Consider the following 12,075-nt stretch of genomic DNA (forward strand, 5'->3'; position numbering starts at 1 on the left):
CCCTATTCCACCCGCGCCGCGTAAAGGCCGTGGTGCGACAGCATGAACAGGGTCTTGCCGTCCGGGCCGCCGAACAGCAGCTGTAGCGGCCGTTCGGGCACGTCGATCCGGCCGATCGACTTGCCGTCGGGCGCGTAGACGAAGACCTGGCCATTGGCGACATAGACCCGGCCCTGCGCGTCGCTCACCACGCCCTCGCCACCACGATCGGCGAAGGGCTTGAGGTCGATCAGCGTACCGTTGCCGGCGACCAGCGCGCTGTAAGTGCGGTTTTCCGATCCGTTGGTGACATAGATGCGCTGGCCCGGCTTGCCCTGAACGAAGCCATAGCTGTCGAGCGTGTGGGAGAAGCGCAGGCCGCGATGGTCGACCGGTCCCTGGGCAAAGACGCGCCAAGCCGGCAGCGCGATGCTGCCGTCGGGCGAGACATATTGCTGGGCCTTGGGCTGCGCCACATCCTGCGCAAACATCTCGGCCAAAGTGGTGAACGCATAGGTCTTGGGATCGATCTGGTCCCTGAATTCGCCATTCACCCACCAGTTGACCGGGAAGATGGTGGCGGCAGCGCCCTGTGCCGCAGGCGTCGCCGGGATGACGCTGACCTGCGTGTCCGGCGCGCCGGGGGTGACGCTGTAGACCGTGCCGTTGCGGCCATAGGAGGAGAGGACGAGCAGATTGCCCGACTTGTCGATGGTCAGGTTCACCGGATCGAGCGCGGCGTCGCGGATCATCTCCAGCCGGCCCGCGTCGGACCAGCGCCAGATGCGCTGGAAGAAACGGTCGATGAAATAGAGCCGGCCCTGTGCGTCCACCGCGCCGCCGCCCAAGCCATAGAAGCCGTCAGCGAGCTTCCGAACGCTGGCGCCGCCGAAGGTCGAGGGGGCGACCGGATCGGGTTTCGCCGGCACATCCAGCACGGCGAACTCGCGTTCGCGCACTTCCAGGCCATGGGTGATATCCTGAATGGCGTTTTCGAACGGATATTTGGTGAGGCGCAGGAAGGTGCCACAGCCATTTTCGTCGCAGGTGCCGACCCCGCTTTCCGCGTTCACATGGACGTTGCGGAAGCGGATATCGTGCGAATTGTAGAGCGACACGGCGGTCGGTGCCGGCTTGCGCGTGCGGGTGACGCGATAGCCGTGGAAATTGGCGACCAGAATGTTGCGGGAGTCGCGGATTTCGAGCGCGACGGCATCGCCGCTCTCGCCCGCCTCCCCCTCGGTCTGGGGCGCCAGCAATTCCCAGTTGGCGACGCGGTTGAGGCCGATTTCGGTGCGGACATGATGTTCGACCGAGGCCTGGATCAACCGGCCCGGCGTGTCCGTATCGGAGATCAAAATGCCCGGATGGCCGAAGGTGCTGGGGCTCCAGATATTAGCGAAGGTGCCCCCGCCCCCCTGCGTCACCCAGAGGCTGGCATATTGGCCGGCCCAGCGGCGCGATGCGTCGGGATCGGCGGTGGCGTTGTTGTTATAGGGGCTGCGCCGGCTGCCATCGAAGGCATCGGTGCCATGGCCGCCCTGGAACTTGACGTCGTTGACCATGGAATTGGCGCCGGCCTTCCACAACAGGCCGGTCGCGCGCGGATTGGCGCCATTGGTGTCGAGCGCCAGGCCGGCGACGATCGCGTCACCGCCCTGCGCGCTTTCGACCAGCGCCTTGGGCGCGCCGACGCCCTGAAAGGCGGGCGTGCCATCGGGCAGGACGATCTGGGTCAGGCTGGGGTGCAGGCCGAGCAGCACCGTGTCGGCGCGCAGCCGCAGCGTGTCGCTGACCTTGTAGAAGCCGGCGGGGAGGTAAACGACACGATGGCTGTCGATCGCCTTCTGCAGCACGGCGGTGTCGTCCGTGCTATTGTCGCCTTTCGCCCCCAATGTGCGGACATTCACCCATTCGGACACAGGCGGCAGCGGGCGAATGGCGGGCGCGCCGGGCGCCGACAGGCTGGCGATCGGCTGCGCCTGCATGTCGGTCTTGTAGTCGCCGATCCGGCCAAGGCCCGGCAGGGTCAGGCCATGGGTGAAGGAGGAGACCTTGTAAGCCTTCCCCTGCCCCGCCACCGTCCGGCCGCTTTCGCGGAAGCGGGCAAAGGTGGGCGTGTTGGCGGCCAGCACATTCTGGAAGCCGATCTGGGTATAGACATTCTTCTCGTTGGAGATGATGACGCCAGCCTTCGACACATTTTCGAAGCGGACATCCTGGCCCCAGAGCCAGTCGCCATAGCCCCGGTCGATCTCGATCCCGACCGGCACGTTGCGGAAAGCGACATTGAGCAGGGTCAGCCCCGCCTCATGCTCGCGAATGGCGGCGTCGCGCTGTCCCTCGAACGTGGCATCGACCAGGGCGAAGGGCCAGGCCGGCGAGGTCTTTTCCGCGAGGATGCCATAGCGGCCGCCTTTGAAGTGCAGATCCTCCGCCTCGTTGGCGACATGATAGAGGCCGGCAAGGCCCGAACCGATGTCGAAATCGACATGGCTGACGAAGCTGTGCTGGGCGGAATGGAAGCGGATCGCGGTCGCCGCCGGATTGCCGTCCATGATACGAAAGTCGATATTGCCGAGCGCAGAATAGAAGGTGCCCGGATTGGCGTCGGCAATTGTCTTGTCGAACGGCACGCTGCCGGCCGGGGGGAAGGCGGCGGGCCAGCTTTCCTTGTCGGTCTGACGCTTGCCGCCAGTGAAGATCAGCATATGGGCGACACCGCGCTGGAAACCGGGCGTGTTGGCGCCGAGCAGGATCACTGGGCGCTGCGCGCCGATGCCGAAGATGCGCACGCCCGGCCACAGGAACAGGGTGCGGCTGATGCGATAGGTGCCCTGGGGCAGGAAGACGATGCCGCCGCCGGGCGTCGCGGCGGCGGCATCGAGCGCCTGCTGGATCGCGGCGCTGTCATCGGCGCGGCCATCGCCCACGCCCTTCACCGTCACGGCGCGCGCATCGTCGGGCATGGCGGTATAGACGGACGGGGAAGCGGCGGCGGGCTGTGCTGCGGCCAGGCACAGCAGGACGGATGCGCAGGCTCCGCTCAATCCACGATAGGTCAGGCCACGATACATCTATCAGGCTCCGTAAAAAGAAGATGTCCCGGCCGTGCAGGACCGGGACAAGTTTGGGGGGAGAGATGTTATGTTTTATCAGAAATTGAAGCGGACACCGGCGCGGTAGATGCGGCCCAGCGTGTCGTAGAGCGCCGGGTTGATATCGAGACCGGTGTTGGTCTGGGGCGAGGCGACCGGATCCTTGTCGAACAGATTGTCGACCTTGCCATAGAGGGACACACGGTCGCTGAACTTGAAGGTGGCGCCGATGTCGACATAGAAGGCCCCCTTCATCTTGTTGTAATCGATGGTCGGGTGGTTCGCGGTCGAGGCCGGGCAGGACGACTGGCAGACCACATATTGATTGCCGAAGGTGCCGTCGCTGATCCAGCGTTCCTGCACCGTCAGGCTGAACTTGCCGCTGTCATAGGTCTGCACCGCCAGCCATTTCCAGTCGGGGGTGTTGCCGTTGTTGGCGCCGGCCTGATCGACCGGATCGACACCGGCAATGCCCGCTTCCACAATGAACTTGCGGATATGGGTGCCCAGCGCGCGGACGGTGAAGTTGCCCGGCAGGCCGAGCGGCTGCTGCCACTGATAGCTCGCCTCGATATCGAAGCCGCTGGTCCGCCAGGAGGCCAGGTTGAACGGCTGGACATTGATATAGTTGAGGCTGGGATTGGCATTGTCGAGGCTGAAGCCGCCACAGAAGGCCTGATTGCCGTCATAGCAGAACTGGACGATCTGCTGTGCCGACAGGCTGGAGACGACGCCCTTCAGCTTGATGTCATAATAGTCGAACGACAGGCTGAGGCCCGGCAGCCAGGAGGGACGCGCCAGCACGATGCCGATTTCGGTGTTGCGGGCGATTTCCGGCTTCAGGTTCGGATTGCCGATGGTGTTCTGGAATGCCTGAACCGCTGCGCCCTGGAAGGGATCGCTGAAGTTCGGCAGGGTCGTGACGGTCGGCGCGGCGAACAGTTCCGACAGGTTGGGCGCCCGGACGTCGCGCGAGGTGACGGCGCGCAGGCGGATGCCGTCGAGCGGCGTATCCCAGGTGCCGCCGACCTTCCACGCCCAGACCGTGCCCGACGTGCTGTAATGGGTGCCACGGCCCGCGGCGTTCAGGTTGGCGCGACCGACCGCTTCGCTGTCGAACAGCGGCATGTCGATTTCCACGAAGCCTTCATAGACTTCATATTTGCCGCGACCATTCTTGTAATTGCCGGCTGCCCAGTTGCTGCCCTGCGCACCGTTGAGCAGCGGGTCGGCCGGATAATCGGCGCTGTTCGGGCTGAGATCGGACACGCCCGCGCCATAGGGGTCGGCGTTCACGCGGTAGAATTCGCGGCGATATTCGGCACCGAAGGCGACCGAGAGCGGGCCTGCCCACAATTCCACCGGATTGCCCGAGAAGTTGAGGCTGGCGACGTCCTGGGTCAGCTTGGTGTGCTGGAACGGGCCATTGTCGTGCGGCGCGACATAGGCGAGCGCGGCGGCCGAGGGAGTGAAGCCGCCGAAGATGTTGATCGGCTGGCAACCGAGCGCGCGGGCGGCCGGATCGGCGCAGACGATCGCACCGTTCAGTTCGATCGCATTGGCCGCTGCGGCATAGCGGTTCTGCAGCACGATATCCTTCACCCGGATGTCCGAGATGGTGATGCCATGCTCATAATAGGCGTCATAATTCCAGTCGGTGCCGGCCGCGCCGAACTTGCCCTTGGCACCGGCGACGAAGCGATATTGCTTGCGATCGGTATAGACCTGCGGATCGGGGAAGGCGGCGTTGGACGAGCCGAAGCCGAAGGAGGTGATGCCGGCCGTGGCGCACTGGTCGCGCACCGACTGGGGCAGATAGGGGTTGGAACATTGGACGGTCAGGTTGGCGCGGCCATAGCCGGGGCTGGGCTGGTTGTTGGTCTTCACCTGCGCGACATTGACCGTGACATAGGCTTCGTTGTTGTCGGCGAAATCATAGCCGATCCGGCCATAGCCGTTGATGCGTTCCAGCGAGGATTTGAGCGAGGCGCCCGAGCCGGGTGCGCCCGACAGATCGCCGCCCTCGCAGAAGCTGTTGCCGCGATAGCAGTTGGTGACCGCGCCGGTGCCGGTCGGCGTGCCGTTCGATCCATAGTTGAACTGATAGGGATTGCCATTCTGGTCGAAGGCGATGCCCTGCAGCGGGCCATTGTTGATCAGGCCGTAGCGGGCATATTGATAGGGCTGGGCATAATCGCGGTAATTATATTGCGGCAGGCCATTGTTGGTCTGGCCGGTATTCATCAGCGTGGTGGCGCGATACCAGTTGCGGCTGCCGGCCAGGTCGGTGCCGAAGTCGCCGGCGCCCACGCCGCCTTCATGGTCATATTCGCCGCTGACCACGACATGCAGACGATCGTCCATGAAGGATTTGCCATAGGCAGCCTGGACCAGCGCGGTCTCGTCATCGCCATATTTGGTGATGCTGCCCAGGATATTGCCCTTGAAGCCTTCGAAATGAGTGTCGGTGATGAAGTTGACCACGCCGCCGACCGCATCTGAGCCGTAGGAGGCCGAGGCACCGCCGGTGACGACATCGACGCGCTTCACCAGCAGCTGCGGAAACATCGAGATGTCGGGCACGCCGGTGACATTGGCGCCGACGACGCGCTGGCCGTCGAGCAGGGTCAGGGTGCGGATCGCGCCCAGGCCACGCAGCGAGAAGGAGCTGAGGCCCTGCTGGCCGCTGGAGGTGGAGAAGGTGCCGGTGGCAGCGCCGGTCGACCCCTGGAGCGAGGGCAACTGGGCGATGGTGTTGAAGATGTTGGGCTGGGCATTGTTGGCGATCTGCTCCTCACCGATGACGGTGGTGGGCGTCGGCGCATTGAAGCCGCTGGTGGTGATGCGCGATCCGGTGACGATGATGTCGGCGCTCTGTGCGGCAGGCGCATCGCTCGTCTGGGCCTGCGGCGCGGGTTCGGCCGCCGGTTCGGTCTGGGCCTGGGCGGTGCCGGCCAGCGCCATGATGGCGACGGCGGCCAGGCTGACGCCCGCCATATGCCGGTGGATTGCGATCTGCACGTTCATTCCTCTTCCCCTCTTGTCACCAAGCGCCCTCCCGGCGTCGGCGCGCCCATGGCGGGCTATTGTGTGAGTATTAATCCCGAGCGGTCGCCACCGCACTTACGACATAGGTCGTAGATGCGCCGGAACGGCGGATTTTCAGGGCTTTGCGGCGTAAAGCGCGTGGTGCGTCAGGATGAAAAGCGTGCGCTTGTCGGGGCCGCCGAACAGGATCTGGAGCGGCCGGTCGGGCACGTCGACGCGGCCAGCTTCCTTGCCGTCCGCGCCGTAGACGAAGATCTGGCCATTGGCGACGAACACCCTGCCCTGCCCGTCCACCGCGACGCTCTCGCCACCGCGATTGGCGAAGGGTTTGAGGCCGGTCAGCGTGCCGCCCGGCCCCACCGTGCCGCTATAGGTGATATTCTCCGACCCGTTGGTGACGAACAGCCGATCCCCGATCTTGCCGGAGACGAAGCCATTGGCGTTGAGGCCATCGGACCAGCGCCAGCCGGTATGATCGATCGGCCCCTGCTGCCAGACGCGGAAGGCGGGCAAGGACAGGCTGCCATCGGGCGAGACATATTCGCGCGCCTTGGGCGTGCCGGCATCGCGGGCGAACATCTCAGCCAGCGTCGTGAACTCGTAGGTCTTGGGGTCGAGCTGGTCGCGAAACTCGCCATTATTCCACCAGTTGACCGGCAGCAGCGTCTTGCCCGCGCCAGTGCTGCGCACCGGAGTCGGCTGGATCAGCGTCAGCGCGTCCTTGGGGCCAGCCGGGTCGAAAGAATAGGCGCCGCCCTTCGCGCCGAGCGAGGACAGGACCATGACATGACCCGAAGCGTCGATGGCGAGATTGACCGGATCGAGCGCATGGTCGCGGACGATTTCCAGCCCCTTGCCCTCGCTCCAACGGTGGATGCGCTGGAAGCGGCGATCGATGAAATAGAGCGCCCCCTGTGCATCGACTGCCGCGCCGGAGATGGACCAGAAGCCATCCTCCAGCTTCTCGACCTTCGTGCCGGACGGTGCGACCGCCGGGACCGCGCTACCGGCCGGGCCGATATCCAGAGCAGCGAACTCGCGTTCGCGCACCAGCAGCTTGCGGCTGACATCCTCGATCGCATTGTCGAACGGATATTTGCTGGCGCGCAGGAAGGTGCCGCAGCCTTCATCGTCGCAGGTGGCATAGCCGCTCTCGCCATTCACATGGACGTTGCGGAAGCGGATATTACCCGAATTGGTGATCTTCACCGCGCTCTTTTCCGGCGCATAGGTACGGGTCACGCGATAGCCATGATAATTGGCGAACAGCAGGTTGCTGGAGTTGCGGATGTCGAGCGAGATGGCGTCGGGGCCGTCATCGACCTCCTGCTCGGTCTGGGGCGCCAGGAACTCCCAATTATGGACGTTATCGAGCACGAATTCATTGCGGGCATGATGTTCGACCGACATTTCATAGACATGACCGGGCGTGTCGGTGTCGGTGATGTAGAAGCCCGCCTGGGCGAAGCTGTTGGGACTCCAGACGTCGGCGAAGGTGCCGCCGCCGCCGTCCGTCACCCAGATGCTGGGATATTGGGCATCAAGCCGGCTGTCGGTGACCGGATCGCCGGTGTTGACGCGCAGCGTGCCGAGCATCTTGCCGTCGGCGGTGGGCGTGCCGCCGCCGCCCATGATCTTGACGTCCTCGACCAGGCTCTGCTCGCCAGACCGCCAGAGCAGGGCCGAGGCGCGCGGGTTCACCCGGCCGGTGAAGAGGCCGAGGCCCGAGAGGATATTGTCGCCGCCCTTGCGGCTTTCGAGGATCGGCAGGACGGCGCCGAGGCCGGCATGATTGGGGTTGTTATCGGGAATGAAGAGCTGCGTGATGGCAGGGTGCAGGCCGATGAGGATGCTGTCCGGGCGCAGGGTCAGCCTGTCCGTCACCTTGTAGAAGCCGGTCGGGAAATAGAGGATGCGATTGGCGTCGATCGCCTTTTGCAGGGCGGCGGTGTCGTCCGCCTTGCCGTCGCCGACCGCGCCCAGGGTGCGGACATTGACCCACTGCTCCATCGGCGGCAGGTCGCGGATCGCGGACGCACGCGGCGCCGGCATGGCGGAGAGCGGCTGGATGTCGGCGGTGGTGGCATAGTCGCCCGTGTGGCCGAGTGCGGGCACGGCGAGGCCATAGGAGAAATTGGCGATCCTATAGGCCTTGCCCTTGCCGTCGACCGTCCTGCCGCTGTCGCGGAAGCGGGCGAAGACCGGGCTGTTGACCGCCAGCGCATTGTCAAACCCGATCTGGGTGAAGACATTCTTCTCGTTCGAGATGACGACCCCGGCCTTCGACACATTTTCGAACCGGACATCCTTGCCCCAGAGGCTGTCGCTATAGCCGCGGTCGATCTCGATCCCGACCGGCGTGTTCTTGATCGCGACATTGACGAGGGTGAGGTCGACCTCATGCTCGCGGATCGCCGCGTCGCGCTGGCCGTCGAATGTCGAATCGAGCAGGGTAAACTGCCAGGCGGGCGAGGTCTTTTCGGTGACGATGCCGTATCGGCCGCCCTGAAAATGGACATTCTCGATCACGTTGCCGGCCTGATAGACGCCGGCAAAGGCGGTGCCGAGACGGAATTCCATATGGCTAAGGAAGGCATGCTGGGCCATGCGGAAGCGCACGCCGGCCGCGGCCGGATTGCCCGCGCCGATCTCGATATCGACATTGCTCATCGACGAATAGAAGGTGCCCGAATTGGCATCCCGAACCACTTTGTCGCGGGGCACGACGGTCGGCACCGGGACCGGCACCTTGCCGACCTGATATTGATCGCCGCCCGCGAAGATCACCATGGTCGACACGCCCTGCTGAAAGCCCGGCGTGTTGGCGCCGAGCAACAGCACCGGCCGGGTCGGGCCGACGCCATAGACGCGCACGCCCGCCGGCACGATCAGCGAGCGGGTGATGCGATAGGTGCCCGACGGCAGGAAGACGATGCCATGGCCGGTCGTATCGCGGGCCTGGTCGAGCGCCTGCTGGATGGCGGCGCTGTCGTCGGCACGGCCATCGCCGACGGCCTTCACCGTCACCGCATGGGGCTCGGCCGGCGCGACCGGGAAGACCGAGGTCGTCGCGGCGAAGGCCGGTGCCCCAAGGGTTGTTGCCGCCAGCAAAGCCGCGATCATGCTGCGTCCGATCATGTCCGCCTCCCATCCTCATTTTTATAGATGGTGCATGGCTAGGGGAGCGGTCGCGGCTTGGCACTTGCGACAAAGGTCGTAGTTTTCCTGTGGGGTGGCGCGGCCTTATAGCGGGAAGGCCAATCCCCCTGCCCCAGCGACCAAGGACACCCGCTTGCCGATTTCCGCCGACCCTGCCCCCGTTTCGCCCAAAGCCGTGGGACGCGCCGTCATCGTCATGGGGGTCAGCGGCTGTGGCAAGTCGACGCTGGGCGCGATGCTGGCGCAGGCGCTGGACTGCCCGTTCCTGGAGGGCGACAGCTATCATTCGGCGGCGGCGGTGGAGAAGATGCGCGGCGGGCAGGCGCTGACCGACGATGATCGCTGGCCCTGGCTCGACCGGTTGGGCGCGGCGATCGCCGATACGGTGGCGGCGCAGGGCGTGGCGGTCGCCGCCTGCTCGGCATTGAAGCGCACCTATCGCGACCGGCTGCGCGCAGCGATCGGCGTGCCGGTGCATTTCATACTGCTCGACAATGACCGCGAGGAACTGCTGGCGCGGCTGGGCAACCGGCCGGGCCATTATATGCCCGCCAGCCTGCTCGACAGCCAGCTCGCCACGCTGGAGCCGCCGCTGCCCGAAGAAGGGGCGATGATCCTGACCACCAATGTCCCCGCGAACGAGCTGCGCGACCGGGCCCTGACCTGGCTGGGATCTGGCCTGGCTGGGCTAGGGTCACACCGACGCGACAGTTGAAAGTTCATAGTGTCGATAGCCAGCAATGGCGGGCCGAAAATGGGCGCAATGCGCCTGTTACGCGCCGACGAAGCGACAGTGGCGCTACACTGACGCGCTTTCCAAGCGACAGTCAGGCAACAGGGAAGCGACAGCAAGGCGACAGTCGGACCGGCGCCGGGCGGCGCGCGCGACGCCGAACAGCGAACCGGCGAAAGGCGTGATGTCGGAAGAATGGCCTGTTCCATCCGGCAGGATAGATCAGAGAAAGACCGAATAGGAAAGCGCCGCCAGACGAGCGCAGGCGACCAATGTCGGACATTCCTCCCCGGAACGGGGAGGTGGCAGCGCGAAGCGCTGACGGAGGGGCAGGAGCCTATTAGTGCTGCGCTATTGGGCTTGTGCCCCTCCACCGCCTGCGGCGGTCCCCCTCCCCAAGCAAGCTTGGGGAGGAATTGGGTCGCGTGCGGCTCAACGATAGCGGCCCATCGTCACCTTGAGCCAGACCGGCTTGTCGATGAGGTTGAGGCCATAATCGGTCTGGTCGCCATTCCAGATCCGGTCGAAGACCCAGTTGTCGCCTTCGAAATGGCCTTCCTCGACCTTGACGATCATGCCGTTGGCCGGGGCGCCTTCGCGCGCGCCGAACTGGACGCGGACATGGTCGCCGGTGAAGAGAAATTCATTGGCCGAAAGCTGGGCCACGACCATGCCGCCGACCATCGCCTTGTCCCAGGCCGGGGTGTCGGCATTGGGGAACCATTCGCGCTGGCCGAACTGCCACTGGCCGAAGCTGGCCGTCACCGTCCAGTCGCCCATAGTGGTGCTGAGCGGCGTGCCGTCGTCCGGCCGCGCCGCGCCCCAGGTCGGGTGGGCGAAGGCGATCTTGGCCCAGGGACGCATCGCCGCGCCGAGCACGCCGAATTTCGAGGCGAAGGCGTGGATGGTCGCATCGTCGAAGCTCTTGGCGCCGAGCGGATAGTTGAAATAGTCGGCATCATCCATGCCGAAGGGCGCGAAGCCGATCGCCCCGCGCCCGAGCGCCGACCAGAAATAGCGCGCATATTCGGCGGCATTGCCGATTTCGGGCACCATCAGCGCATTGTCGGGACGGGTGTAGAGATCGAGATGCTTGAAGACGTTGCGGCTGCCCCGGTCGTAAATGTCGGGCGCGGCGAGATCGAGCGAGGGGGCCGCAGCCTTCCAGATGTCGATCACGTCGCCCTGCGGGCCGCCGCTCGACACGCTCATCGGATCGACCGGCTTGTAGGGATCGGTCAGCGAGGCGTTCACATACATGGGCAGCGGCTTGATCGCCTTGCCGGCCTTGGCCAGTTCCTCGATATAGCGGGCGGTGTACCAGGTATTGAAAGTGCGATCGGCGGTGTCGCCGAACACGCTCTTCCAGTTGCCTGCCGGCTTCTTGAGCGCACGGGTGAGTTCGGCCGGGACCGGGCCGTCGAACAGCTTTTGCGCGGTGGCGCTGAAGTCGCGGGGATTCTGGTAGCTGCCGACCTCATTTTCGGGCTGCACCATGATGACCGTATTCTGCGCATCATGATCGCGCACATAGGTCATGAGCTTGAGGAACGCGCGCTTGTCCGCCGCCAGCGTGGCCGCGCCATGGGGCGAAAGCACGCCATGATCCTTGCCATCGGCGGTCTTCATGCGCGGGAAGCGGCGATTGTCGAGCTTCACCCAGTCGGGGGTATAGGCAAGGCCGGTATTCTTCCAGGCGCCGAACCAGAGGAGGACGATGCGCTTGTCATGGGCGCGCGCCTCGTCGAGCAGGGTCTGGACGAAGCTATAGTCGAACTCGCCTTCCTTGGGCTCCAACTGCTCCCAGGCAACCGGTACTTCGACCGTATTGGCGTGGATGCTGTCGAGCCGGTCCCAGACCTGTTTCAGCGGGGCGGCATAATTGCTGCTGTTATTGACCTGGCCACCCAGCATCAGGAAGGGCGCGCCATCGACGATCAGGGCGTGGCGGCCATTCTTGCTTTCGATATGCGGCACTTGTCCGCCATTCTGGGCCAGCGCGGGGGTTGCGAGCAGCATGGCGCCCGTGAGCAGGGGAAGAAGATTGCGCATCAGATC

General features: G+C 64.9%; 5 protein-coding genes. 1 reads left to right on the forward strand and 4 read right to left on the reverse strand.

Going from position 1 to position 12,075, the window contains the following annotated elements:
* Window positions 1–2: 2 nt before the first annotated feature.
* The 3 genes from AC13EK_RS20605 to AC13EK_RS20615 all read right to left on the reverse strand — a co-directional run bounded on the left by AC13EK_RS20605 (window position 3) and on the right by AC13EK_RS20615 (window position 9,263).
* A complete protein-coding gene (locus tag AC13EK_RS20605; RefSeq protein WP_069337384.1) occupies window positions 3–3,056 on the reverse strand; it encodes a glycosyl hydrolase family 28-related protein in 3,054 nt (1,017 codons plus the stop codon).
* A 78-nt stretch (window positions 3,057–3,134) separates the two neighbouring features.
* A complete protein-coding gene (locus AC13EK_RS20610; RefSeq protein ID WP_069337385.1) occupies window positions 3,135–6,104 on the reverse strand; it encodes a TonB-dependent receptor plug domain-containing protein in 2,970 nt (989 codons plus the stop codon).
* 135 nt (window positions 6,105–6,239) lie between these two features.
* Window positions 6,240–9,263 carry a glycosyl hydrolase family 28-related protein gene (locus tag AC13EK_RS20615; RefSeq protein ID WP_069337386.1) on the reverse strand — a complete coding sequence of 1,008 codons (3,024 nt, stop codon included), beginning with the start codon at window positions 9,261–9,263 and terminating at the stop codon, window positions 6,240–6,242.
* A 154-nt stretch (window positions 9,264–9,417) separates the two neighbouring features.
* Between AC13EK_RS20615 and AC13EK_RS20620 the strand changes: the two genes are divergently transcribed.
* Entirely contained in the window at window positions 9,418–9,999 is a 582-nt protein-coding gene (locus AC13EK_RS20620) for a gluconokinase (RefSeq protein WP_069337387.1), read from the forward strand.
* Between the two features lie 450 nt (window positions 10,000–10,449).
* Here the strand turns inward: AC13EK_RS20620 and AC13EK_RS20625 are convergent, their stop codons facing one another.
* Entirely contained in the window at window positions 10,450–12,069 is a 1,620-nt protein-coding gene (locus AC13EK_RS20625) for a DUF5597 domain-containing protein (RefSeq protein WP_069337391.1), read from the reverse strand.
* Window positions 12,070–12,075: the final 6 nt, after the last annotated feature.

This window comes from Sphingobium sp. L-44 (genome assembly GCF_056859495.1).

Bases quoted from the DNA above. Each gene is read 5' to 3' on its own strand.
- AC13EK_RS20625 (WP_069337391.1), bottom strand. From the start codon at position 12,069: ATGCGCAATCTTCTTCCCCTGCTCACGGGCGCCATGCTGCTCGCAACC.
- AC13EK_RS20605 (WP_069337384.1), bottom strand. From the start codon at position 3,056: ATGTATCGTGGCCTGACCTATCGTGGATTGAGCGGAGCCTGCGCATCC.
- AC13EK_RS20610 (WP_069337385.1), bottom strand. From the start codon at position 6,104: ATGAACGTGCAGATCGCAATCCACCGGCATATGGCGGGCGTCAGCCTG.
- AC13EK_RS20615 (WP_069337386.1), bottom strand. From the start codon at position 9,263: ATGATCGGACGCAGCATGATCGCGGCTTTGCTGGCGGCAACAACCCTT.